This is a genomic window from Variovorax paradoxus (genome assembly GCF_022009635.1).
GTDB lineage: Bacteria > Pseudomonadota > Gammaproteobacteria > Burkholderiales > Burkholderiaceae_C > Variovorax.
In genome coordinates, this window is the sequence record NZ_CP091716.1 from 2,283,100 (window position 1) to 2,305,703 (window position 22,604).

A 22,604-nucleotide genomic window follows, 5' to 3' on the forward strand; every position below is an offset into this window, starting at 1 on the left:
GCAATGTCTTCTTCTTCACCCGACAACAAGCCCTCCACCTCGAACCTGATGCGCGCGGCGGTGGCCGGCTCGGCCCTGCTGGTGGTCGCCGGCCTCGCGGCCTTCTGGTATGCCTCCAACGAGGCCCGCAAGGCGCCGCCCAAGACGGCCGACAACGCCGTCACCGTCACGATCCAGGGCAACGCCTGCGACCCCAACGAGATCACCGTGCCCGCGGGGCGCACCACCTTCACCATCGTCAACAAGTCGAACCGCGCGCTCGAGTGGGAAATTCTCGACGGCGTGATGGTGGTGGAAGAGCGCGAGAACATCGCGCCCGGCTTCTCGCAGACCATGACGGTCAAGCTGCAGCCCGGCGAGTTCGCCATCACCTGCGGCCTGCTGAGCAACCCGCGCGGCAAGCTGGTTGTCACGCCCTCGGCCGCGTCCGATGCCGAAGCGGCGCGGCCGTCGCTGGTCAACTACGTGGGCGCGCTGGCCGAGTACCAGACCTTCCTGCGGCTGGAGGCCGGCTCGCTCGAAGACGCCGTGAGCGCGCTGTCCGAAGCGATCAAGGCCGGCGACCTGCAGCAGGCGAGGGCGCTCTACACACCGGCGCACCAGGCCTACAAGCGCATCGAGCCGATGGCCGAGCTGTTCGCCGATCTCGACACCCGCATCAACGCGCGCGCCGATTACTTCGAGAAGCGCGAGGCCGACGCAGGCTTCACCGGCTTCCACCGCATCGAGTACGCGCTCTACAGCCAGAACGACGTGAAGGGCCTCGCGCCCGTCGTCGACAAGCTGGCGGGCGACATCGGCGCGCTCAAGGAGCGCCTGCGCGGCCTCAACATGCCGCCGGAGCGGCTCGCGGGCTCGGCCTCGAAGCTGCTGCGCCGCGTGGCCGACAACCTGCCGGCCGGCGGCGAAGACCACTACGGCCACGCCGAAGTCGCGAACCTGCAAGGCACCTACGAAGGCACGAAGAAGATTTCGGAGCTGCTGCAGCCGCTGCTGGTGAAGGCTGCGCCCGCGCTGCAAAAGAGCGTGGACGAACGCTTCGCGGCCTTCGACGCCGCGCTGGCGCCGTACCGCGAAGGCGATGGCTTCAAGTCCGCGCCGCTCGACGAGGCGCAGAGAAAGGCACTGGCCGAACCTGTGCGCGCACTGGCCGAGGAACTCGGCAAGGTGAACGCCGCGCTCGGCCTGGAATGACATAAGAGCAAGCATCCCCATGGAACAGTCGAAGAACAACGAAGCCGTCCCCGCTGAGGGACGCCCCGAATCCCCGCACCGCCGCCGCATGCTCGGCGCGGCCGGCGTCGCCTTCGCCGGGCTGGCCGCCTCGGCCCGCGCCGGCGCCGCGCCTTCGGGGCCGCCCAATTCGCCGGACAGCGGCGCGCAAGTGACCGATGCGCCGCAAAGCACCCACACGCAAGACCGTGTGCCCTTCCGCGGCAAGCACCAGGCTGGCATCGTCACGCCGCGCCCGACGGCCGGCATGATCGCGTCCTTCTACGTGCTGGCCGAGAACCGCGCCGACCTGGAGCGGCTGTTCCGCACGCTCACCGAGCGCATCGCCTTTCTCACGCAGGGCGGCCCGCAGACCGACCCCGACCCCAAGCTGCCGCCCGCGGGCTCCGGCATCCTCGGGCCGGTGGTGCAGCCCGACGGGCTCACGGTGACGGTGTCGGTCGGCACTTCGCTGTTCGACGAGCGCTTCGGCCTCGCGAAGAAGAAGCCGGTGCGGCTCAACCAGATGCAGCGTCATCCGAACGATGCGCTCGACGCCGCGCTGTGCCACGGCGACCTGTCGATCCAGTTCTGCGCCAACACGCCCGACACCAACATCCACGCGCTGCGCGACATCATCAAGAACACGCCCGACCTGCTGGTGCTGCACTGGAAACAGGAAGGCAGCGTGCCGCCGATTCCGGCGGTGCCCGGCAAGCCGGCCGAGAGCGCGCGCAACTTCCTGGGCTTTCGGGACGGTTCCGCCAACCCCGACTCGGCCGACGACAAGCTCATGGACGGCATCGTGTGGGTGCAGCCCGGCAGCGACGAGCCGGCCTGGGCCGTGGGCGGCAGCTACCAGGCGGTGCGCATCATCCGCAACTTCGTGGAGCGCTGGGACCGCACGCCGCTGCAGGAGCAGGAGGCGATCATGGGTCGCCTGAAGCCCACCGGCGCGCCCATGGACGGCGGCAAGACGGAGCACGACGTGCCCGACTACGCCAAGGACCCCGAAGGCAAGGCGACGCCGATGGATGCGCACATCCGCCTGGCGAACCCGCGCACCAAGGCCTCGGACAAGAACCTGATGCTGCGCCGCCCCTTCAACTATTCGAACGGCGTGACCAAGTCGGGCCAGCTCGAGATGGGGCTGCTGTTCATCTGCTACCAGGCCAACCTGGAGAACGGCTTCATCGCGGTGCAGACGCGTCTGGACGGCGAGCCGCTCGAGGAATACATCAAGCCCATCGGTGGCGGCTTCTTCTTCACGCTGCCCGGCGTGCGGGACGAGCGCGACTGGCTCGGGCGCAGCCTGATGGCCGCCTGAGGCGGCTTCGGGAGCACAAGTTTTTTCACCACTGCCCAGAACTAGGAGATCCATGACCGTGCAGTTCCGCCGCCACTTCCTCGCCACTTTCGTCGCTGGCTTCGCCGGGCTCTATGCCCTTGGCGCACAGGCCGCCGTGTCGCCGCTCGAGCTGGTCGGACCGATCTCCGATTACAAGATCTACGTCGCCGAGAACGTGCGCAAGCTGGCCACGGACACGCGCGCCTTCACCGCCGCAGTGAAGGCCGGCGACATCGAGAAGGCGAAGAAGCTGTATGCGCCGACGCGCACGAGCTACGAGCGCATCGAGCCGGTGGCCGAACTGTTCAACGACCTCGACAAGTCGATCGATTCGCGCGCCGACGACCATGAAAAGGCCGAGAAAGACCCGGCCTTCGGCGGCTTCCACCGCATCGAGTACGGCCTGTGGGTGCAAAAGAGCACCAAGGAACTCAACCCCGTGGCCGACAAGCTGCTGGCCGACGTGCTCGAACTGCAGAAGCGCCTGGTCGCGCTGACCTTCCCGCCCGAGAAGGTGGTGGGCGGCGCCGCGGTGCTGATGGAAGAAGTGGCCGCGACCAAGATCTCCGGCGAGGAAAACCGCTACAGCCACACCGACCTGTGGGATTTCCAGTCGAACTTCGAGGGCGCCTACAAGATCGTCGAACTGCTGCGTCCGCTGGTCGTGAAGGAAAACAAGGCCTTCTCGGACAAGACCGACGCCAACTTCAAGGTGGTGTTCGACACGCTGGCCAAGTACAAGACGGCCGACGGCGGCTTCGAGACCTATTCGAAGCTCACCGAGCGCGACCGCAAGCTGCTGGCAGGCCGCGTGAACACGCTGGCGGAAGATCTTTCCAAGCTGCGCGGCATGCTCGGGCTGAACTAGGCTCGCGCCTCGGCGGAGCCGGGCACGCGGTGTTTCCGGCTCCGCAACCCCCATTTTTGAGGGGTGGTCAGGTTTGCGTGAGTGAGAATTGCTAGCATTCGGGGTATTGCTTACTTGGCGCGCCGATATTCAGGGCGCCCCCTCACCGTGCACACCAAAGACAACGGCGCAGCGCCGGCACCCGCCGTCCTGCACCTCGACCAGCTTCCGAACAACCAGTGGGCGACCGTGCTCGACGTGGCGCGCCCCGAGAGCGCCGACGACCGCGAACTCGTGCTGCGCCTGACCGAAATCGGCTTCGTGCCCGGCGAGGCCGTGCGCATCGTGGCCAGCGGCCTTCCGGGCCGCGAGCCGCTGGCGGTTCGCCTGGGTCACACCACCTTCGCGCTGCGCCGCCACGAGGCCGCGCTCATCCACGTGACGCCGGGGGCTGCCCACCATGGTTGAGGCCGTCATCCAGGGGCCCGGTGGCTTCGCCGCCACTGCGCAGCCGGGGCGCATCGCGCTGCTGGGCAACCCCAACTGCGGCAAGACCGCGCTGTTCAACCTGCTCACCGGCAGCCGCCAGAAGGTGGCCAACTACGCCGGCGTGACCGTCGAGCGCAAGGAAGGCACGCTTCGCACGCCCTCGGGCCGCCGCGTGTTCGTGCTCGATCTGCCGGGCGCCTACAGCCTGAATGCGCTGAGCGCCGACGAGGCCGTGACCCGCGACATCGTCACCGGCCAGAGTAAGGAAGCCTTGCCCGAGCTGCTGGTGTGCGTCACCGACGCCACCAACCTGCGGCTGAACCTGCGGCTGGTGCTCGAAGCCCGGCGGCTCGGCCTTCCGATGGTGATGGCGCTCAACATGACCGACATGGCGAAGAAGCAGGGCATCGCGGTCGACACCGCCGTGCTCTCGCGCGAGCTGGGCATCCCGGTCATCGAGACCGTGGGCGTGCACACCGGCGGCGCGCAGGGCCTGCTGGAGGCGCTCGACCTGCCCGTGGCCACCGCCGCGCCGCAGCCCTGGCAGGCGCCGGGGCTGGACGACGTGCTCGCCACGCAGCGCGAGGTTCGCCGCATTCTCGGCTTGGCCGTGAAGGAGCCGGTGGGCAGCCTGGCCACCAGCGACCGCATCGACCGCGTGGTGCTGCACCCCGTGTGGGGCATGCTGGTGCTGGCCGTCACCATGTTCCTGATGTTCCAGGCGGTGTTCAGCTGGGCCAACGTGCCGATGGACGCCATCAAGGCCGGCACCGAGGCGCTGGGCGGGCTCATCAAGACGCACATGGGCGAGGGCATGCTGCAGAGCCTGCTGGTCGACGGCGTGATCGCGGGCGTGGGCGGCGTCATCGTCTTCCTGCCGCAGATCCTGATTCTTTTCCTGTTCATCCTCGCGCTGGAAGACTCCGGCTACCTGCCGCGCGCGGCCTTCCTGCTCGACCGCGTGATGGGCACGGTGGGTTTGTCGGGCCGCTCGTTCATTCCGCTGCTGTCAAGCTTCGCCTGCGCGATTCCGGGCGTGATGGCCACGCGCACCATCAGCAACTGGCGCGACCGCATCACCACCATCATGATCGCGCCGCTCATGACCTGTTCGGCGCGGCTGCCGGTGTATGCGCTGCTCATCGCGGCCTTCATTCCGGCGCGCACCGTGGGCGGCGTGTTCAACCTGCAGGGCGTGGTGCTGTTCGCGCTGTACGTGTTCGGCATCGTCTCGGCCATGGCCGTGGCATGGGTGATGAAGCGCTTTCGCGACAACACCGCGCATTCGCCGCTGATGATGGAGCTGCCCGCCTACCGCTGGCCCAATCCGCGCAACCTGGCGCTGGGCCTGTACGAGCGCGCATGGATCTTCCTGCAGCGCGTGGGCACGATCATCCTCACGCTCACGATCCTGCTGTGGTTCCTCTCGACCTTCCCGTCGCCTCCCGAAGGCGCGACCGGCCCTGCCATCCAGTACAGCCTGGCAGGCATGATCGGGCGCGGCCTGGAGCACATCTTCGCGCCCATCGGCTTCAACTGGCAGATCTCGATCGCGCTGGTGCCGGGCATGGCGGCGCGCGAAGTGGCCGTGGGCGCGCTGGGCACGGTGTATGCGCTGTCGGCCACGGGCGACGACGTGGCGGGCCAGCTGGAGCCGCTGATCGCCGGCAGCTGGTCGCTGGCCACGGCGCTGTCGCTGCTGGTCTGGTATGTGTTCGCGCCGCAGTGCATATCGACGCTGGCGGCGGTGAAGCGCGAGACCGGTTCGTGGCGGTACGTGTGGATCATGGCCGGCTACCTGTTCGCACTTGCGTATATGGCCTGCTTCATCACCTACCGCGTTGCGGTGGCACTCGGAGCAGGTTAAAACCTCCCGTTGAAAGGTTAGAGGAAGAAATGGCACAGCAACTGATCGTCGGATTCATCGTCGCCGCCGCCGCGTTCTATGCGGTCTGGCGCTGGATGCCCGCAGGCTGGCGGCGCGGTGCCGCGCAGAAGCTCGCGGCCGGCACGCACCGCGCGGGCTGGGTCGACGAAGAGCGCGCCAGGGAGCTGGCCGCCTCGCTGGCCAAGACATCGGGCTGCGGCTCGTGCGACAGCTGCGGAAGCTGCGCTCCCAAGACACCCCTCAAACCCACCGAAGCCGACAAGGCCGCGAGCCCCACGTCCAGCGCGCTGTCGTCCACGCACAGCCGCTGAGCCGATGCCCGCGCACATCCTCGTCGCCGGGGGCGGCATCGGGGGGCTGGCCACCGCGCTGGCGCTTTCCCGGCACCGGCACCGGGCCGACGTTTTCGAGCAGGCCGCCGTCTTCGGCGAAATCGGCGCCGGCGTGCAGCTCGGCCCCAACGCCACGCGGCGCCTCCAGCAGCTTGATCTGGGACAGGGCCTCGCGGCCATCGCGGCGCGGCCCGATGCGCTGGTGGTGCACAGCGCCGACAGCGGCTCCGAGCTGGCCCGCATGCCGCTCGGCGACACCATGCAGCAGCGCTACGGCGCCCCCTATTTCTGCGTGCACCGTGCCGACCTGCACGGCCTGCTGCTCGAAGCCGTGCGCGCGCGCGGCACCGGTGCGCTCGTCACCGCCGCGCGCATCGCGCAGGTGGAGACCAGCGACGACCTCGTCTGCATGTCGAGCAACGACGCGCGCGCCTGGGAAGGCGAGGCGATCGTCGGCGCCGACGGCCTCTGGAGCCTGGTGCGGCGCCAGCTCGACACCCCGTCGGCCGCGCAGTCGCCCCGCGTCACCGGCCACACGGCCTGGCGCTCGCTGATCGAGCAGGCGAAGCTGCCGGCTGCCATGCGCCGCCGGCAGGTCGACGTTTGGCTGGGCCCGCGCCTGCATGCGGTTGCCTATCCGGTGCGCGGCGGCGACTGGCTCAACGTGGTGGTGATCGCCGAATCCGCGCCCGCCGGCGATGCGCGCGACTGGGACCAGGCCAGCAGCATCGCCGCACTCAGGCAGGCGATGGGGCGCAGTTGCGCCGGCCTGCAATCATTGCTCGACGCCATGCCCGGCTGGCGCGCATGGTCGCTCGGCGACCGGGCGCCCATGACCGGCGCGGCCGAGATGGCGCACGAGCGCGTCGCGCTGGTGGGCGACGCCGCGCACCCGATGGTTCCCTACCTCGCGCAGGGCGCGGGCATGGCCATCGAAGATGCGCTGGCGCTGGCCGATGCGCTGGGCGAGGGCAGCGCGGCCGAGGTGCCCGCCGCCTTCGCGCGCTATGCCGAGGCACGCTGGGCGCGCAACGCACAGGTGCAGGCCAGGGCGCGCCGCAACGGAGAAATCTTCCACGCGACCGGCCCGGTGCGGCTGGGCCGCGACATCGCGATGCGCCTGCTGGGCGCGAAGCTGCTCGACCAGCCCTGGCTTTACGGCGGGTAGGCCAGAAGGCTCAGAGCCTGAACGCCTGCAGGTGCTCGATGCGCTCGGCGATGCCTTCCTGTCCGAGGTAGTGGCCCAGCTTGCCGTCCTGCATCTTCGCGAGCGTGGTTTCCAGTTCCTGCAGCATGGCATCGCGGTCCGCGACGAAAGCCGGCGCCACGTCGATGCCGGCCCGCTCGCAGGCCTCCGCGATCAGGTGCGCGCTCGCGGGCGCACCGCAGGCCGCGCACTTGACGATGGCCGCCACGTTGGGCTCCGCGCCGTTGGCCAGCAGCGCGGCCGTGAGTTCGGGTGCGATCTGCCCGTCGATGTTGCGAAGCGCATCGGCCGCCACCGGCGCGCCGGCGCGCACCAGTGCCGCCGCGGCGGCGAAGGCGCCATGCCCCACCGCCACATCGACTGCCAGCGCGCTGCCCTGCAGCGGCCCGTCGAAGCCCACGCCCGCGGCGGCGAGCTGCGCGATCAGGCCGGCGTCGTCCGTCGCGATGGCATGGCGCAGGGCCACGCGCGCGAGCGCAGGCTTGTGGCGCAGCGTGCCTTCGGCCAGCGGCGTACGCCAGTCGACCACGGCGCGCGAATAGAAGGCGACCAGCTTGTCCATCAGGTCGAGGTCGAGCCCGTGTTCCTCGTGCCGGTCGTCCAGGTACTCGAGCAGCGTCTGGCCCGCGAAATAGTCGCTCGTGGGAGCGAGCGGGTCTTCGTCCAGGTGCAGCGCCGCGAAGGCGCTCATCAGGTCGGAGGCGATGGTGTTCACGCTGTCCTCGTGCAGCGCGTGCGTCCAGGCCGGCGGCAGGCCCTTCTTCCAGGCGACGATCTGCCCGTGCTCGGCGCCGGGCTCGACCACCGCGTAGATGCGGTCGGTGTACTCGAAGCCGCCGAAGGGCAGGTGCGTGAGCTTGCCGCTCCACGGCTCGCCGCTTTCTTCGGCGGCTTCCTGCGCCAGTTCCTGTTCGTGGTCGATCCAGCCCTGCAGGTCGTGATAGCTGTCGCTGCCGTTCCAGAAGAGCTCGGTCCAGCTGATGCCTTCGAGGTTGCCGTTCATCTCGAGCGACAGGTCGTAGTCCAGCTGGCCGCCCGCGGTGACTTCCCACAGCGCGAGAAGCCCACCGGGAATCGGCCCCGCGCACAGCGCCTGCACCGCGGCGATCTGCGCCTGGGGCATCGGCGGCTGCGCATCGAAGATCACGCGGTTGGCGAACAGCACGACGCCGTGTTCGCGCAGGGTGGAGAGCTCGTCGGGTGTGAACCGGATGTCGTGCATGGCGGTGGCCTCCGTTGTTTCCAAAACTGTAGCGCTTTGAGCCAACGGGGCAATCCGGACCACCCCAGCTTCATGAGGGCGTTTGCCAGGTGGGGCGCGCCTAGAGGTCGGTGCGCAGCTTCCAGATCTCGGGGAACAGCACCACTTCGAGCATCTTGCGCAGGTAGCTCACGCCGCCGGTGCCGCCGGTGCCGCGCTTGAAGCCGATCACGCGCTCGACCGTGGTCACATGGCGAAAGCGCCAAAGGCGGAAGGCGTCTTCGAGGTCGGTGAGCTTTTCGCCGAGCTGGTACAGGTCCCAGTGCGCATGCGGGTCGCGGTATACGGCGAGCCATGCGGCCTCGACGCCGTCGCTCGGCTCGTAGGGCTGCGTCCAGTCGCGCTCCAGCCGGTCGGCGGGCACGGGCAGGCCGTGGCGCGCGAGCAGGCGAAGCGATTCGTCGTAGAGCGAGGGCGCGCGGTAGGCCGCTTCAACCTGCGCGAGCAGGTCGGCGCGGTGCGCGTGCGGCTTGAGCATGGCGGCGTTCTTGTTGCCGAGCGCGAATTCGATGCAGCGGTACTGCGCGCTCTGGAAGCCGCTGGAGTTGGCGAGATAGGGGCGCATCGCCGTGTACTCGGGCGGCGTCATGGTGGAGAGCACGGTCCATGCGCTCACCAGCTGTTCCATGATGCGGCTCACGCGGGCCAGCATCTTGAAGGCGTCGGCCAGTTTCTCTTCGGCGATGCAGGCGGTGGCGGCGCGCAGCTCGTGCAGCATGAGCTTCATCCAGAGTTCGCTGGTCTGGTGCTGCACGATGAACAGCATCTCGTCGTGCGCGGGCGAAAGCGGATGCTGCGCGTTGAGGATCTCGTCGAGGTGCAGGTAGTCGCCGTAGCTCATCGACACGCTGAAATCCAGCTGCGCCTTTTCTTCGTGAACGATGTTCTCGGGGCTTGTCGCGGGGCTCTTGTCGGGGCTCATGTCACTGCGTTCTTGCGGTTGAATTCAGGGCGTCGCCAATCGCCGGTCTCGAGCACCTGCACCAGGTGCTCTACCGAGTTCCACACGTCCTCGAAGCCGATGTACAGCGGCGTGAAGCCGAAGCGCAGGATGTCGGGCATTTGCGAATCGCCGGCGCGGTAGTCGCCGATCACGCCGCGCGCGATCAGCGCCTGCACGATGGCGTAGGCGCCTTCATTGCGGCTCAGGCATACCTGCGAGCCGCGCAGCGCATGGTCGCGCGGCGTGACCAGCGAGAGGCCGTGGCCGGCGCAGCGCTCTTCGACCAGCGCGATGAAGAGGTCCGTGAGCGCGAGCGACTTGGCGCGCAGCGCGGACATCGCGCCGCCGGCGCCATTGAAGGCTTCGGCCGCGAGCACGGTGTCGATTCCGCATTCGAGCCCGGCCAGCGCGATGATTGGCTGCGTGCCGCAGAGGTAGCGGCCCACGCCCGGCGCGGGGCGGTAGTGCGGCGTGAACTCGAAGGGCGCCGCGTGGCCCCACCAGCCCGACAGCGGCTGCTCGAACTGGCCGGCGTGCCGCGTGTTGACCCACGCGAAGGCCGGCGCGCCAGGACCGCCGTTAAGGTACTTGTAGCCGCAGCCGATCGCGTAGTCGGCGTCGCTGTCGTTCAGCGCAACGGGCACGGCACCCGCGCTGTGCGCGAGGTCCCACACCGTGAGCGCGCCCACGGCGTGCGCGGCGGCGGTGATTGCCTTCATGTCGTGCATGGCGCCGGTGCGGTAGTTGACGTGCGTGAGCATCAGCACGGCCACTTCGTCGGTCAGCACGCCGGGCAATTCGCTCGCGTCGATCAGCTTGAGCGTGAAGCCACGCTCGCGGCACAGCGACTCGGCAATGTAGAGGTCGGTCGGAAAGTTGCTGCGCTCGCTCACCACCAGCTTGCGGCCGCTTTCCTTCTGCTGCGAGAGCGCAGCGAACAGCACCTTGTAGAGATTGACCGAGGTGCTGTCGGTGCACACTACTTCGCCGGGCGCGGCGCCGATCAGGCGGGCCACCTTGTCGCCCAGGCGCTGCGGCAGGTCGAACCAGCTCGCGGTGTTCCAGGAGCGGATCAGGCCTTCGCCCCATTCCTTGGTCACGACTTCGGCGATGCGCGCGGGCGCGGCCTTGGGCATCACGCCGAGCGAGTTGCCGTCGAGATAGAGCACGCCCTCGGGCACGATGAATTGGTCGCGCAAGGCGCGCAGCGGGTCTTGCGCGTCGAGCGCGCGGCAGTCTGCAAGAGTCGTCATGGTGGAGGTTTCAGCGGGGGAGTTCGCGCAGTACTGCGCGGACGGGGGAGGCATCGGCGCTGACCAGCTTCAGCGGCAGCGCGATGAGTTCGTAGTCGCCCTCGGGCACGTCGTCGAGCACGAGGTTCTCGAGCACGCGCAGGTCGAGGCGGCGGATGCGTTGGTGGCTTTCCAGCGTCTTGCTGTCGGCCGGGTCGATGCTGGCGGTGTCGATGCCGATGAGCTTCACGCCCATGGCCGCCAGGCGCTCCACGGTGGCGGGCGCGTAGGCCGCCAGTTGCGGGTCCCAGTGGCCGACGGGCATGCTGTCGTAGGTACGCACCAGCACGCGCTGGGGCAGGTGGCTGTCGATGGCGTGGGCGATGTGCTCCCACTCGATCAGCGGGCCCTGGGCGATGGCGTGGATCACGCGGCAGGGGCCCAGGAAGGGCGCGAGGTCGACGTTGCCGATGGTCTGGCCATCGGGGTCGTAGTGCAGCGGGGCATCGGCATGCGCGCCGACGTGGGGCGAGAGCTTGATCTCGCTGACGTTCACCGGGCAGCCGGGCGAGATGGTCGCGGCCCAGCGCTGCTGGTAGGGCGTGTCGCCGGGGAAGACCGGCGCGCCTTCATGCACGGGCGGTGAAATGTCCCAGATGCGTTGCTGATGTGATGAAGCCATGGCGCGAAGTTAGCGCCGGGCGAGGGGTCGTGGTGTCGGTTATTTCCAACACCCTGCGTGACGAGTTGAAGCGAGGTTCAGTGAAGCGACGACAGCGCCGGCAGGCCGTGCCGGGCCCGCGCGCGTTCGCAGGCGTCGCTGCCCGACTGCAGCTCGTGGCAGGGATTGGGCCGCCATTCGTAGATGCCGCAACTCACGGACTGGCCGATCTTGCCGGTGAGGGCGGCGCAGCGCATGGGCGTGTGATCGGTGCCGCGCATGCGGCAGAGGCTCTCGTTCACCTCGACGGCGAGGCCGGAGGGCACCTTGCCGCCGTTCTCGTCGAGCTCGTGCACGCTGAAGTCGACGCGGTAGGCGGCGCAGCAGGCGCCGCATTGCTGGCAGGGGTTCATGGGGCAAGAAGGGCGGCGTCGTGCACGCGCCGCAGCAGGCGGCGGCGGATCAGCCCGCTCGCGGGGCGGATCAGCAGCCAGTAAGGGGTGAAGCGGCGGCGCGCCGCGTCGTCGCCGCACCACACGCGGGTGCGGGTGGTCAGGCGCGTGCCCCGGCCCTCGGGCTGGGCGGTGAAGTTGAGCACCAGCTTGGCAAGGCCCGTGGCGTCGAGCGCAGCGAAGGCGCCTGCATCGGCCAGCGGGACCAGCCCGTAGTCCGACTGCCAGAAACGGCCCGCGAGGCCGAAGGCCAGTTCGCGTTCGCCGTCGCGGCCGAGCAAGGTGAATTCGTCGAGGCTGAAGGCCGGCCGGTCCCGCAGGGCCGACGCGAAGCCCAGGCGCCCGGCCAGCCGGTTCGGCAGCTCGCGCAGCGCGATCAGGCGGCGGGCGACCGGGTCGTCGACCACATCGGGCCGGGCCGCCATGTCGAGCACGCGAACCGGCGAGGCCGGCACATGGAGGCTGTGTTCTTCCGCGAACTGGTAGCGCGGCAGGTAGCGGGTCATCAGCTCCATGCGCGGCGCCTCGCGGATCGAACGGCTCTCAGAGCCTGCCGAGCAGCAGGAACTCCATCAGCGCCTTCTGGGCGTGCAGGCGGTTCTCGGCCTCGTCCCACACCACCGACTGTGGGCCGTCGATGACTTCGGCCTGCACTTCCTCGCCGCGGTGGGCGGGCAGGCAGTGCATGAAGAGGGCGTCGGGCTGGGCGGCGCGCATCATGTCCTCGTCGACGCACCAGTCGGCGAAGGCCTTGCGGCGGGCCTCGTTCTCGGCTTCGTAGCCCATGCTGGTCCAGACGTCGGTGGTGACGAGGTCGGCGCCGCGGCAGGCTTCCATCGGGTCCTTGAAGACCTTGTAGCTGTCGCCCGAGCGGATGCCGGCGATCGACTGGTCGACCTCGTAGCCGCTGGGCGTGCTCACGTGCACCGTGAAGCCCAGGATCTCGGCCGCCTGCAGCCAGGTGTTGGCCATGTTGTTGCCGTCGCCCACCCAGGCCACGGTCTTGCCCTTAAGGCAAGAAAGTGCGTCGCCTCCGGCGTCGCGTGAACCGCGGTGCTCGATGTACGTGAAGATGTCCGCCAGGATCTGGCAGGGGTGGAACTCGTTGGTCAGGCCGTTGATGACCGGCACGCGCGAGTGCGCGGCGAAGGCGTCGATCTTGGTCTGCTCGTAGGTGCGGATCATCACCAGGTCGACCATGCGGCTGATGACCTTGGCGCTGTCCTCGATGGGCTCGGCGCGGCCCAGCTGGCTGTCGCCGGTGGTCAGGTGCACCACGCTGCCGCCGAGCTGGTACATGCCGGCCTCGAAGCTCACGCGGGTGCGCGTGCTGGCCTTCTCGAAGATCATGGCCAGCGTGCGGTCGACCAGCGGCTGGTGCTTTTCGTAGGTCTTGAACTTCTTCTTGATGACCGCCATGCGGTCGAAGAGGTAGGCGTATTCGTCGGCCGTGAAGTCGGCGAACTGCAGGTAGTGCCGGATGGTGTTCGCGGTGGCGGTCGTCATTGGGGTGCGGGCTCCGACAGGAAGGCTTTGACGATGGGCGCGAGGATGGCGACGATCTCGTCGGCCTCGGCGATGGTCAGGATGAGCGGGGGCACGAGGCGGATCACCTTGTCGGCCGTGACGCTCAGCAGCAGGCCGGCGTCGCAGGCGCGGTTCAGGATCACGCCGCAGGGACGGTCGAGCTCGATGCCGATCATCAGGCCCTGGCCGCGGATTTCCTTCACGCCGGGCAGGCCGCCGATTTCGCGTTCCAGCGCGGCCTTCAGGTGGGCGCCGACGGTGGCGGCGTTCTCGAGCAGCTTGTGCTCTTCCATGATGCGGATGGTCTCGACACCGGCGCGCATGGCCAGCGGGTTGCCGCCGAAGGTGGTGCCGTGGTTGCCCGGGCCGAAGATGTTGGCGGCCTTGGGGCCGGCCACCACGGCGCCGATCGGCACGCCGGAGCCCAGGCCCTTGGCCAGCGGCATGACGTCGGGCTTGATGCCGGCCCACTGATGCGCGAACCACTTGCCGGTGCGGCCCATGCCGCACTGCACTTCGTCGATCATCATGAGCCAGTCGCGCTCGTCGCACAGCGCGCGCACCTGCTTGAGGTATTCGACGCGCATCGGGTGGATGCCGCCTTCGCCCTGGATGGTCTCGAAGAACACGGCGACCACGTTCGGGTTGCCTTCGGTGGCCTTCTTCAATGCTTCGATGTCGTTCAGCGGCACGCGGATGAAGCCCTCGACCAGCGGGCCGAAGCCGGCCTGCACCTTGGGATTGCCGGTGGCCGAGAGGGTGGCGATGCTGCGGCCGTGGAAGGCGGCTTCATAGACCACGATTTCGGGGCGCTCGATGCCCTTGTCGTGGCCGAACTTGCGGGCCAGCTTCAGGGCGGCTTCGTTGGCTTCGAGGCCGGTACAGCAGAAGAAGGCGTTGGTGAGGCCGGAAATCTCGGTCAGCTTGGTGGCGAGCTGTTCCTGGCCGGTCACGTGGTAGTAGTTGGAGCTGTGGATCAGCTTGGTCAGCTGGTCCTGCAGGGCGGGCACCAGTTCGGGGTGGTTGTGGCCCAGGGTGTTGACGGCAATGCCGCCGAGGCCGTCGATGTAGGCCTTGCCCGTGGTGTCCCAGACTCGGCAGCCCTGGCCGTGCGACAGTGCGATCGGCAGGCGACCGTAGGTGTTCATGACGTGGGGCGAGGTGGGCTGGGCGGTAGCGCTCATTCGGGTTCTCCAGATAGGGAACGCGGATTCTAGGCGTGCGGTTTGACGGCTTCGTTGAGGATTCCGCATTACAGCGATGCCCCATGTTCAGGATGCAAAAAGTGGCGCGGATAGAATCGCTTGTTGCACCGCAGCACCTGCCGCGGTCGCCTCATTCAACGATGATTTCCCCCACAGCCAAAGAAATCTTCATCCAGGGCATCACCCGCGATGGACGCACTTTCCGACCCAGCGACTGGGCCGAGCGTCTGGCCGGTGTCATGAGCTCTTTTCGCCCCGGCGGCGCCTTTCCGGGCAGCTACCTCAGCTATTCCCCCTGGTGCGTGCCGACGTCCATCAACGGCGTGAAGTGCGTGATCGTGAACCGCGACCTGCGCGACGCCGAGCCCATGGCCTGGGACTTCTGCGTGAATTTCGCCAAGGACAACGACCTGCAGGTTTCCGAGGTCTCGCCGGCGCCACCCGCGCCGGCCGTGCCCAAGGCCGCGCAGACCCCGGTGGCCGCCACCGTGCGTTCGGACCCGGCCGCGCCCGTGATTCCCGTCGAGCCCCCCAAGACCGATCGCCCATGAAAAAACCGCCCGAAGGCGGTTTTTTACACTTTGCTGCAGCGCACCCCGATCAAACGGCGGACCGGAGGATTCCGGTCCGGGCTTGCCTGACAGGTGTCAGGCGGCGGCCTTTTCAGGCGCCAGGGCGAGGGCCTTGACCTTGGCCGACAGGCGGCTCTTGTCGCGGGCTGCCTTGTTCTTGTGGAAGATGCCCTTGTCGGCGACGGTGTCGACGATGCTCTGGGCCTTCGCGAACAGTTCGCTTGCCTTGGTCTTGTCGCCAGCCAGAACAGCCTTTTCGACGTTCTTGACAGCGGTACGGTATTTGGAGCGCAGCGAGGTGTTCGCAGCGTTGAGCTTGGTGTCCTGGCGGACGCGCTTACGGCCGGAGGCGAGGCGCGGGTTCTTTTTCTTGGGCTTGGCGGATGCCATGATTTAGTTCCTTAGATGTCTGAGGATGATGCAGCAAAGCCCTCCATTATAGGCCGGGTTGGCCCTTTCGCCGAATTCGCGCCCGAATCGGCCCGTTCCGGCGCCCGGCGGGGCCTACACTCGGCCCCCGTGTCCCTGCTCAAATCCGCCTCCACCGTCTCCCTGCTGACTCTCGCTTCGCGGATCACGGGCCTCGTGCGCGACGTTCTTTTTGCCTCGGTTTTCGGCGTCAGCGCGCTGACCGACGCCTTCAACGTCGCCTTCCGCATTCCCAACCTGTTTCGCCGTGTGTTCGGCGAGGGCGCCTTCAGCCAGGCCTTCGTGCCGGTGCTGGCCGGGCGCAAGACCGAGGCCGGCGAGGAGGGCGCCCGCCAGCTCATCGACCATGTCGCCACGCTGCTGACCTGGACGCTGGTGGTGGTGTGCGTGATCGGCGTGGTGGCCGCGCCTTTGATGGTGTGGGCGATGGCGAGCGGTCTGGCGGGCTTCGATTCGGCCGTGGTCATGACGCGCTGGATGTTCCCGTACATCGGCTTCATGTCCTTGGTGGCGCTGGCGGGCGGCATTCTCAATACCTGGCGCAAGTTCGCGGTGCCGGCGGCGTCGCCGGTGCTGCTCAACATCGCGCTGATCCTGTCGATTTCCGTGGGCGCGCCGCTCTTTCGCCGCTACGGCATCGAGCCGATCTATGCGCAATGCGTGGGCGTGCTGGTCGGCGGCATGCTGCAGCTGGCCCTGCAGATTCCCGCCCTGCGCTCGCTCGGGCTCATGCCCCGCGTCGGCGCCAGCTTCAGGGCGCTTCGCGCCGCCTGGACCGACCCCACCACCCGCAAGGTGATGAAGCTCATGCTGCCCGCGCTGCTGGGCGTGAGCGTGGCGCAGATCTCGCTGCTCATCAACACGCAGATCGCCTCGCACCTGGCGGCGGGCAGCGTGACCTGGGTGGTCAATGCCGACCGCCTGATGGAGTTCCCGACCGCGATGCTCGGCGTCGCCCTCGGCGTGGTGCTGATGCCGCAGCTGGCCGGCGCCCGCGCCGCCAAGGACGACGCGCGCTATTCGTCGCTGCTCGACTGGGGCCTGCGCCTGGTGGTGCTGCTTTCCGCGCCCTGTGCCGTGGCGCTGCTGCTCTTCGCGCAGCCGCTGGTGGCCGTGCTCTTCCACAACGGCGCCTATGCCGGCGACGACGTGCGGCGCACGGCGCTCGCGCTCACCGGCTACGGCGTGGGGCTGATCGGCATCGTGGCCGTCAAGGTGCTGGCGCCCGGCTACTACGCCAAGCAGGACACGCGCACGCCGATGCTGATCGCCGTGGGCGTGCTGGTATTCACCCAGGTGCTCAATTTCTTCCTGGTGCCGGTGCTGCAGCACGCGGCGCTCACCCTGACCATCGCCATCGGCGCGCTCGTCAACGCCACCTGGCTGCTGGTCGGCCTCATCCGCCGCGGCAGCTACAAGCCCGAGCCCGGCTGGGGCAAGTTCGCGCTGCAGGTGCTGGCCGGCACGCTGGTGCTGGCGGCGCTGCTGGTGTGGGGTTCGGCGCATTTCGACTGGATCGGCCTGCGCGAGCAGCGGCTGCTGCGCATCGGCCTGCTGGCCGCGCTGATCGCCGCTTCCGTGGTGCTTTACTTCGGCGTGCTGGCTGCGGTGGGCGTTCGCCTGCGCAGTTTCCTGCGCCGCTGAGCGCGCGCATCCGGAGCGGTTGGCAATCCCCGGATGCCACGCCTTGACGCCCCTGGCGGGCTCCTCTACAAAGACACATGACGTTCAGCTTTCAGGTTCCTACCGCACTGGAATATTTCGAATCGCTGGTCCGCAGCGACGATCACTTTCCCTTGCTCGAAGCCGCCGCCAGCCTGGCGCAGGACGAATACCCCGACCTGGACGTGCAGCAGGTGCTCGGCGACGTCGACCAACTGCTGGCCCGCCTCAAGCGCCGCCTGCCGGCCGACGCCGCCCCGCTGGCCCGGCTGCGCGCGCTGAACCAGTTCTTCTTCAACGACCTGAACTTCGGCGGCAACCTCAACGACTACTACGACCCCGACAACAGTTACCTGAACGCCGTGCTGCGCACCCGCCGCGGCATTCCCATCTCGCTGGCGGTGCTGTGGATGGAGCTGGCGCAGGGCCTGGACCTGCAGGCCAGGGGCATCGGTTTTCCGGGCCACTTCATGCTCAAGGTGACGCTGCCCAAGGGGCAGGTGGTGATCGATCCGTTCACCGGCAAGTCGCTGTCGCGCGAAGAGCTCGGCGAGCGGCTCGAGCCCTACAAGCGCAGCAACGGCCTGGTGGGCGACTTCGACGTGCCGCTGGGCCTGTACCTGCAGCCGGCCAGCTCGCGCGAGATCATCGCCCGCATGCTGCGCAACCTGAAGGAAGTGCACCACGCGCAGGAAGACTGGCAGCGCGTCATCGCGGTGCAGGACCGGCTGATCGCGCTGCTGCCCGGCGCCTGGGGCGAGTACCGCGACCGCGGCATCGCGCACGCCGAGCAGGGCAACACCACGCAGGCCGTGCGCGACCTCGAAACCTACCTGTCGAAGGCCGAAGACGCCCTGGACATCGATGCGATCGCCGAGCGCGTCGCCGCCTTGCGCCGCATGGCCAATTGAAATGGACACCAAGGCCGGTGTGAGCCCGGCGCCCGACCTGGGCACCCTGCACGAATTCCACGGCGTGCAGCCGGTGCTCCCGGTGTCGGACGTGTCGCGCGCCGCGCGCTGGTTTCGCGACGTGCTGGGCTTCGAGCTCGACTTCATCGCCGGCGAACCGCCCAGCTACGCCCGCGTGAAGAAGGGCGACCGCAGCTACGGCGACCCGGTCTACCTGCGGCTGTGGCAGTGCAACACCCGCGGCGCCGTGCCCTGGCGCGGCGAGATCGTGATCCACGTCGGCAAGGACATCGACGGCCTGCACGCGGCCTACGTGAAGCGCGGCGTGACGGTCATCGAGCCGCCGGTGTCCCAGCCCTGGGGCCTGCGCGAATTCGCGATCCGCGAACCCGACGGCCATGTGCTGCGCTTCTGCGGCTACCTGCCCTGAACGCCACCCTTCAATTTCAGAAACACAAAATTACAAATGGATCGATGCGAGCGTGTCGATCCGATTGCCGCCCGTGCGACGTGTGAACAGGAGCAGGCAATTTCCAGCAGCTCCCAGCCTCATCAACTTCAGGAGAAACGACATGCGATTCATGATTCTGGTCAAGGCCAATGCAGATTCCGAAGCCGGCGTGATGCCCAGCACCGAAATCCTCACCGCCATGGGCAAGTTCAACGAAGAACTGGTCAAGGCCGGCGTGCTGCTGGCCGGCGAGGGCCTGCACCCCAGCTCCAAGGGCGTGCGCGTGCGCTGCGAAGGCCCGAACAAGCGCACTGTCATCGACGGTCCCTTCGCCGAAACCAAGGAGCTGCTGGCCGGCTTCTGGCTGTTCCAGGTCAAGTCGAAGGAAGAAGCCATCGAGTGGATCAAGCGCAGCCCCTTCCAGGAAGGCGAGATCGAGATCCGCCAAGTGTTCGAGGCCGCCGACTTCGGCGACTCCATGACGCCCGAGCTGCTCGCCCAGGAAGAGCGCCTGCGCGCCGAATCCGAGGCCCGCACCAAGACGGGCGGCTGAAGCCGCTGCAACCGCAACCGGACCGAAGGAGACAGCCATGCGATTCATGCTGCTGATGATTCCCCACGGCTACGAGACCGCCGCGCCCGGCACCGTGCCCGACGACGTCGAGGCGGTGTCGGCCATGATGGCCTACAACGAATCGATGCAGAAGGCCGGTGTGCTGGTCAGCTGCGACGGCCTGCACCCGCCCTCGATGGGCGCGCGCGTGAGCTTCAAGGGCCGCAAGCCCAAGGTCGTGGACGGCCCTTTCGCCGAGGCGAAGGAAGTGCTCGGCGGGTTCTGGGTCATCGACGTGCCATCGCGCGCCGCGGCCATCGAATGGGCCACGCGCTGCCCGGGCGGCGAGAACGAGGTCATCGAGGTCCGCCAGATCCAGGAGATCGGCGACTACCCGGCTGAGGTGCAGGCGCTGACCGCCGAGTTTTCCTCGATGCAGACGGTCAAGAAGACCGGGCCGTGACCGCTGGAGAGGGCCGCCAGGACGCCATCCGCCGTACCGTCGAGGCGGTGTGGCGCATGGAGTCCGCCAAGATCATCGCCACCGTCGCGCGCATGGTGCGCGATGTGGGCCTGGCCGAGGAACTGGCCCAGGACGCGCTGGTCTCGGCCCTCGAGCAATGGCCCGATGCCGGCGTGCCCGACAACCCCGCCGCCTGGCTCACCGCCGTGGCCAAGCGCCGCGCGCTCGACCGGCTGCGTCATCTGCAACTGGCCGAGCACAAGGCCGGCGAGATCGGCCGCGAACTCGACGCGCGGCACGAAATGGCGCAGGCCGACTTCGCCGACGCCGTCGACGCCGCACTGGACGACGACATCGGCGACGACCTGCTGCGGCTGGTGTTCACCGCCTGCCATCCGGTGCTGTCGACCGAGGCGCGCGTGGCGCTCACGCTGCGGGTGATGGGCGGCCTGACCACCGACGAGATCGCGCGTGCATTCCTCGTGCCCGAGGCCACGGTGGCCCAGCGCATCGTGCGCGCCAAGCGCACGCTGGCCGAGGCGCGCGTGCCCTTCGAAGTGCCGCGCCGGCACGAACTCGAAGCGCGGCTCGCCTCGGTGCTGGAAGTGATCTACCTGGTCTTCAACGAAGGCTATTCGGCCACCGCCGGCGACGACTGGATGCGCCCCGCGCTGTGCGACGAGGCCCTGCGCCTGGGCCGCATCGTGGCCGAGCTTGTGCCGAAGGAGGCGGAGGTACACGGGCTGGTGGCGTTGATGGAAATCCAGGCCTCGCGCACCGCCGCGCGCGTCGGCGCCTCGGGCGAGCCGGTGCTGCTGCTCGAACAGAACCGCGCGCGCTGGGACCAGCTGCTGATTCGTCGCGGCCTGGCAGCGCTCGCACGCGCCGAGTCGCTCGGCGGCGCGCTCGGCCCCTACGCCTTGCAGGCCGCCATCGCCGCCTGCCACGGCCGCGCGCGCACCGCCGACGAAACCGACTGGGCACGCATCGCCGCGCTCTACGACGCGCTGGCCGGCCTCGCGCCGTCGCCCATCGTCGAGCTCAACCGCGCTGTCGCGCTGTCGATGGCCTTCGGTCCGGCGGCGGGGCTGGAGGTGGTGGATTCCCTCACGGACGAGCCGGCGCTCAAGGGCTACCACCTGTTGCCGACGGTGCGCGGCGATTTGCTCTTCAAGCTGGGCCGCCGCGACGAGGCGCGCAAGGAGTTCGACCGTGCCGCCTCGCTCACGCGCAATACGCGCGAACGTGCCTTGCTGCTCGCGCGTGCGCGGGCCTGCATCGTCGAGTGAACTGAACGGCTCCTGAAGCCTTGGCGGCATGCCCGAGAGGAGAATGCGCGCCATGCCCAGCACCCCGACTTTCCGCTTCCTCTGTGCCTTCTGTGGCCTTGCCCTGCTGTCGGCGGGAGCCGCTCAGGCGCAGTTCGAACCTTCCAAGGCGTGGACCGAGCCGGCCGCCGTCGCGGCGCGCTTTCCCGATCCGCAGGCGAGCTACGCCACACCGGGCTTTCGTGCCGGGCGCACCGACTTTCCTTCCCACGCCGAAGTGCTGGCTTTCATCGACGACCTGGCACGGCAGTCGCCGAACGTGCGCGTCGAGCGGCTCGGCAATTCGCAGCAGGGCCGCGAACTGCCGCTGGTGCTGCTCGCCGACCAGGGCCGCTTCGACCCGATGCGGCCCACGGTGATGGTGATCGGCCAGCAGCACGGCAACGAGCCGGCCGGCGGCGAGGCGGTGCTGGTGCTCGCGCAGCAGTTCGCCACCGGGGCAGGGGCCGCGCTGTTGCAGAAGATCAACCTCGTGCTGGTGCCGCGCGGCAACCCCGACGGCGCCGAGCACTTCACTCGCGTCACCGCCAACGGCATCGACGTGAACCGCGACCACCTGCTGCTGCGCACGCCGGAGGCACGCACGCTCGCGGCCATCACGCTGCGCTACCGGCCGCAGGTGGTGCTGGACCTGCACGAGTTCACCGTCGGCGGCCGATGGATCGACAAGTTCGGCGCCGTCATGAAATACGACGCCCTGCTACAGCCCGCCACCGTGGGCAACCTCGACCCCGGCATCGCGGCGAGCGCGCAGCGCGACTACGTCGATGCCATCCAGGCCGCCTTCGCGCAGGAAGGGCTGCGCGGCTTCAAGTACCACACCACCTCCGGCGGCAAGAGTTCCGACCGCACCGTGTCGATGGGCGGCGTGCAGCCCGACACCGGCCGCAACGTGAGCGGGCTGCGCCAGTCAGTGAGCCTGCTGCTCGAGGTGCGCGGCGTGGGTTTGGGCCGCGCGCACTTCGCGCGCCGGGTGCACACGCAGGTGCTGGCGGCCACCACCGTCATCGAGACGGCGGCGAGGCAGGGGCAGGCGCTGATGCAGCTCACGGCGCAGGCGGCGCAGCGCGCGCGGGCCGAGGCCTGCCACGGCGATCTGGTGGTCGAGGCCTGGCAGACGACGACGCGGCAGCGGCTGGATTTTCTCGATGCGAGGAGCGGGGAAGACAAGTCCGTCGATGTCGAATGGCGCGCGGCCGATCCGCTGAAGATCGCCAACGCCCGCCCGCGCCCCTGCGGCTACCTGCTCGCGGCCAGCGAGAGCGTGGCGGTGCAGCGGCTGCAGATGCTGGGCGTGCGCGTGGAGCGCATCGACGGCGTGGCGCCCTGGCAGGTCGAGCGCTACGAGATCCTCTCGCAGTCCGACGGCCAGCGGCAGGATGCGCGCGGCGCCATCGAGGACGGCGAGCCGATCCGCAGCTTCCGCGTGCGGCCCCGGGCCGGGCGCGCGGTGGTGCAGGCGGGGAGCTTCTACGTGTCGCTGGCGCAGCCGCTGTCGCCGCTGATCAGCGCCGCACTGGAGCCCGATTCGCAGAACAGCTACGCGGCCAACCGGCTGCTGGAGATCGGCGACGACAAGCTGTTGCGCGTGCCTGGCCCGCCGCCCGCGGGCGTCTGGCACTGAGCGCTGC

24 protein-coding genes are annotated in these 22,604 nt (G+C 68.7%); 15 read left to right on the forward strand and 9 right to left on the reverse strand.

Features of this window, described 5'->3' with window-relative positions; all coding sequences use genetic code 11:
* The first annotated feature begins 3 nt into the window (after nt 1-3).
* The 7 genes from efeO (L3V85_RS10620) (at nt 4) to L3V85_RS10650 (ending at nt 7,284) form a co-directional block, all read left to right on the forward strand.
* Nucleotides 4-1,194: an iron uptake system protein EfeO gene (gene efeO, locus L3V85_RS10620; protein ID WP_237679259.1), complete on the forward strand. Its 1,191-nt coding sequence runs from the start codon at nt 4-6 to the stop codon at nt 1,192-1,194.
* 19 nt (nt 1,195-1,213) lie between these two features.
* Nucleotides 1,214-2,539 carry an iron uptake transporter deferrochelatase/peroxidase subunit gene (gene efeB, locus L3V85_RS10625; protein ID WP_237679260.1) on the forward strand — a complete coding sequence of 442 codons (1,326 nt, stop codon included), beginning with the start codon at nt 1,214-1,216 and terminating at the stop codon, nt 2,537-2,539.
* Between the two features lie 52 nt (nt 2,540-2,591).
* Entirely contained in the window at nt 2,592-3,428 is an 837-nt protein-coding gene (gene efeO, locus L3V85_RS10630; protein WP_272934785.1) for an iron uptake system protein EfeO, read from the forward strand.
* A gap of 147 nt (nt 3,429-3,575) precedes the next feature.
* Nucleotides 3,576-3,875 (forward strand): FeoA family protein, encoded by a 300-nt coding sequence (locus L3V85_RS10635; protein ID WP_237679261.1) that lies wholly within the window; start codon nt 3,576-3,578, stop codon nt 3,873-3,875.
* Nucleotides 3,868-5,763, forward strand: coding sequence for a ferrous iron transporter B (feoB, locus tag L3V85_RS10640; protein WP_237679262.1), 1,896 nt, complete (start codon nt 3,868-3,870; stop codon nt 5,761-5,763). The genes L3V85_RS10635 and feoB overlap by 8 nt, the downstream gene beginning before the upstream one ends.
* A 29-nt stretch (nt 5,764-5,792) precedes the next feature.
* Nucleotides 5,793-6,095 carry a DUF6587 family protein gene (locus L3V85_RS10645; protein ID WP_237679263.1) on the forward strand — a complete coding sequence of 101 codons (303 nt, stop codon included), beginning with the start codon at nt 5,793-5,795 and terminating at the stop codon, nt 6,093-6,095.
* 4 nt (nt 6,096-6,099) lie between these two features.
* Nucleotides 6,100-7,284: an FAD-dependent monooxygenase gene (locus tag L3V85_RS10650; protein WP_237679264.1), complete on the forward strand. Its 1,185-nt coding sequence runs from the start codon at nt 6,100-6,102 to the stop codon at nt 7,282-7,284.
* Between the two features lie 10 nt (nt 7,285-7,294).
* Here L3V85_RS10650 and L3V85_RS10655 read toward each other — a convergent pair whose 3' ends face one another.
* From L3V85_RS10655 to L3V85_RS10690, 8 genes are all read right to left on the reverse strand, one after another.
* Nucleotides 7,295-8,545: an SMI1/KNR4 family protein gene (locus L3V85_RS10655; RefSeq protein WP_237679265.1), complete on the reverse strand. Its 1,251-nt coding sequence runs from the start codon at nt 8,543-8,545 to the stop codon at nt 7,295-7,297.
* Nucleotides 8,546-8,645: 100 nt separating this feature from the next.
* Nucleotides 8,646-9,506, reverse strand: coding sequence for a tryptophan 2,3-dioxygenase (gene kynA / locus L3V85_RS10660; protein WP_237679266.1), 861 nt, complete (start codon nt 9,504-9,506; stop codon nt 8,646-8,648).
* Nucleotides 9,503-10,780: a kynureninase gene (gene kynU, locus L3V85_RS10665; protein WP_237679267.1), complete on the reverse strand. Its 1,278-nt coding sequence runs from the start codon at nt 10,778-10,780 to the stop codon at nt 9,503-9,505. The genes kynA and kynU overlap by 4 nt, the downstream gene beginning before the upstream one ends.
* Nucleotides 10,781-10,790: 10 nt before the next feature.
* Nucleotides 10,791-11,441: an arylformamidase gene (gene kynB / locus L3V85_RS10670; protein ID WP_237679268.1), complete on the reverse strand. Its 651-nt coding sequence runs from the start codon at nt 11,439-11,441 to the stop codon at nt 10,791-10,793.
* Nucleotides 11,442-11,518: 77 nt separating this feature from the next.
* Entirely contained in the window at nt 11,519-11,833 is a 315-nt protein-coding gene (locus L3V85_RS10675) for a YkgJ family cysteine cluster protein (protein WP_237679269.1), read from the reverse strand.
* Nucleotides 11,830-12,387 carry a hypothetical protein gene (locus L3V85_RS10680; RefSeq protein WP_237679270.1) on the reverse strand — a complete coding sequence of 186 codons (558 nt, stop codon included), beginning with the start codon at nt 12,385-12,387 and terminating at the stop codon, nt 11,830-11,832. The genes L3V85_RS10675 and L3V85_RS10680 overlap by 4 nt, the downstream gene beginning before the upstream one ends.
* Nucleotides 12,388-12,415: 28 nt before the next feature.
* On the reverse strand, nt 12,416-13,378 hold the full coding sequence (gene argF / locus L3V85_RS10685) for an ornithine carbamoyltransferase (RefSeq protein WP_237679271.1): 963 nt from the start codon (nt 13,376-13,378) through the stop codon (nt 12,416-12,418).
* Nucleotides 13,375-14,583: an aspartate aminotransferase family protein gene (locus tag L3V85_RS10690; RefSeq protein ID WP_237679272.1), complete on the reverse strand. Its 1,209-nt coding sequence runs from the start codon at nt 14,581-14,583 to the stop codon at nt 13,375-13,377. The genes argF and L3V85_RS10690 overlap by 4 nt, the downstream gene beginning before the upstream one ends.
* 161 nt (nt 14,584-14,744) lie before the next feature.
* Here L3V85_RS10690 and L3V85_RS10695 point away from each other — a divergent pair, with 161 nt between their 5' ends.
* On the forward strand, nt 14,745-15,155 hold the full coding sequence (locus tag L3V85_RS10695; RefSeq protein WP_237679273.1) for a DUF3579 domain-containing protein: 411 nt from the start codon (nt 14,745-14,747) through the stop codon (nt 15,153-15,155).
* Between the two features lie 96 nt (nt 15,156-15,251).
* Here the strand turns inward: L3V85_RS10695 and rpsT are convergent, their stop codons facing one another.
* Nucleotides 15,252-15,566, reverse strand: coding sequence for a 30S ribosomal protein S20 (gene rpsT, locus L3V85_RS10700; RefSeq protein ID WP_007831346.1), 315 nt, complete (start codon nt 15,564-15,566; stop codon nt 15,252-15,254).
* Nucleotides 15,567-15,695: 129 nt separating this feature from the next.
* Here rpsT and murJ point away from each other — a divergent pair, with 129 nt between their 5' ends.
* From murJ to L3V85_RS10735, 7 genes are all read left to right on the forward strand, one after another.
* Nucleotides 15,696-17,249 (forward strand): murein biosynthesis integral membrane protein MurJ, encoded by a 1,554-nt coding sequence (gene murJ, locus L3V85_RS10705; RefSeq protein ID WP_237679274.1) that lies wholly within the window; start codon nt 15,696-15,698, stop codon nt 17,247-17,249.
* A 77-nt stretch (nt 17,250-17,326) separates the two neighbouring features.
* Nucleotides 17,327-18,178 (forward strand): SirB1 family protein, encoded by an 852-nt coding sequence (locus tag L3V85_RS10710; protein ID WP_237679275.1) that lies wholly within the window; start codon nt 17,327-17,329, stop codon nt 18,176-18,178.
* Nucleotide 18,179: 1 nt separating this feature from the next.
* Entirely contained in the window at nt 18,180-18,608 is a 429-nt protein-coding gene (locus tag L3V85_RS10715) for a bleomycin resistance protein (RefSeq protein ID WP_237679276.1), read from the forward strand.
* A 142-nt stretch (nt 18,609-18,750) separates the two neighbouring features.
* Nucleotides 18,751-19,182, forward strand: a complete 432-nt coding sequence (locus L3V85_RS10720; protein WP_237679277.1) for a YciI family protein — start codon at nt 18,751-18,753, stop codon at nt 19,180-19,182.
* A 37-nt stretch (nt 19,183-19,219) separates the two neighbouring features.
* Entirely contained in the window at nt 19,220-19,645 is a 426-nt protein-coding gene (locus L3V85_RS10725; RefSeq protein ID WP_237679278.1) for a YciI family protein, read from the forward strand.
* 56 nt (nt 19,646-19,701) lie between these two features.
* Nucleotides 19,702-20,934 carry an RNA polymerase sigma factor gene (locus tag L3V85_RS10730; protein ID WP_237680541.1) on the forward strand — a complete coding sequence of 411 codons (1,233 nt, stop codon included), beginning with the start codon at nt 19,702-19,704 and terminating at the stop codon, nt 20,932-20,934.
* Nucleotides 20,935-20,986: 52 nt separating this feature from the next.
* The gene (locus L3V85_RS10735; protein WP_237679279.1) at nt 20,987-22,597 is read left to right on the forward strand and encodes a M14 family metallopeptidase; all 1,611 of its coding nucleotides are present in this window, start codon (nt 20,987-20,989) and stop codon (nt 22,595-22,597) included.
* The last annotated feature ends 7 nt before the right edge of the window (nt 22,598-22,604 follow it).

Excerpts from the sequence above, each read along its gene's own strand:
- efeB (WP_237679260.1), top strand. The coding sequence starts at position 1,214 with ATGGAACAGTCGAAGAACAACGAAGCCGTCCCCGCTGAGGGACGCCCC.
- kynU (WP_237679267.1), bottom strand. The coding sequence starts at position 10,780 with ATGACGACTCTTGCAGACTGCCGCGCGCTCGACGCGCAAGACCCGCTG.
- L3V85_RS10710 (WP_237679275.1), top strand. The coding sequence starts at position 17,327 with ATGACGTTCAGCTTTCAGGTTCCTACCGCACTGGAATATTTCGAATCG.
- L3V85_RS10645 (WP_237679263.1), top strand. The coding sequence starts at position 5,793 with ATGGCACAGCAACTGATCGTCGGATTCATCGTCGCCGCCGCCGCGTTC.
- L3V85_RS10650 (WP_237679264.1), top strand. The coding sequence starts at position 6,100 with ATGCCCGCGCACATCCTCGTCGCCGGGGGCGGCATCGGGGGGCTGGCC.
- L3V85_RS10675 (WP_237679269.1), bottom strand. The coding sequence starts at position 11,833 with ATGAACCCCTGCCAGCAATGCGGCGCCTGCTGCGCCGCCTACCGCGTC.
- argF (WP_237679271.1), bottom strand. The coding sequence starts at position 13,378 with ATGACGACCGCCACCGCGAACACCATCCGGCACTACCTGCAGTTCGCC.
- L3V85_RS10715 (WP_237679276.1), top strand. The coding sequence starts at position 18,180 with ATGGACACCAAGGCCGGTGTGAGCCCGGCGCCCGACCTGGGCACCCTG.
- L3V85_RS10720 (WP_237679277.1), top strand. The coding sequence starts at position 18,751 with ATGCGATTCATGATTCTGGTCAAGGCCAATGCAGATTCCGAAGCCGGC.
- L3V85_RS10680 (WP_237679270.1), bottom strand. The coding sequence starts at position 12,387 with ATGGAGCTGATGACCCGCTACCTGCCGCGCTACCAGTTCGCGGAAGAA.
- efeO (WP_272934785.1), top strand. The coding sequence starts at position 2,592 with ATGACCGTGCAGTTCCGCCGCCACTTCCTCGCCACTTTCGTCGCTGGC.
- rpsT (WP_007831346.1), bottom strand. The coding sequence starts at position 15,566 with ATGGCATCCGCCAAGCCCAAGAAAAAGAACCCGCGCCTCGCCTCCGGC.
- L3V85_RS10695 (WP_237679273.1), top strand. The coding sequence starts at position 14,745 with ATGATTTCCCCCACAGCCAAAGAAATCTTCATCCAGGGCATCACCCGC.
- kynB (WP_237679268.1), bottom strand. The coding sequence starts at position 11,441 with ATGGCTTCATCACATCAGCAACGCATCTGGGACATTTCACCGCCCGTG.
- kynA (WP_237679266.1), bottom strand. The coding sequence starts at position 9,506 with ATGAGCCCCGACAAGAGCCCCGCGACAAGCCCCGAGAACATCGTTCAC.
- L3V85_RS10725 (WP_237679278.1), top strand. The coding sequence starts at position 19,220 with ATGCGATTCATGCTGCTGATGATTCCCCACGGCTACGAGACCGCCGCG.
- efeO (WP_237679259.1), top strand. The coding sequence starts at position 4 with ATGTCTTCTTCTTCACCCGACAACAAGCCCTCCACCTCGAACCTGATG.
- L3V85_RS10690 (WP_237679272.1), bottom strand. The coding sequence starts at position 14,583 with ATGAGCGCTACCGCCCAGCCCACCTCGCCCCACGTCATGAACACCTAC.
- L3V85_RS10735 (WP_237679279.1), top strand. The coding sequence starts at position 20,987 with ATGCCCAGCACCCCGACTTTCCGCTTCCTCTGTGCCTTCTGTGGCCTT.
- feoB (WP_237679262.1), top strand. The coding sequence starts at position 3,868 with ATGGTTGAGGCCGTCATCCAGGGGCCCGGTGGCTTCGCCGCCACTGCG.
- L3V85_RS10730 (WP_237680541.1), top strand. The coding sequence starts at position 19,702 with ATGGAGTCCGCCAAGATCATCGCCACCGTCGCGCGCATGGTGCGCGAT.
- L3V85_RS10655 (WP_237679265.1), bottom strand. The coding sequence starts at position 8,545 with ATGCACGACATCCGGTTCACACCCGACGAGCTCTCCACCCTGCGCGAA.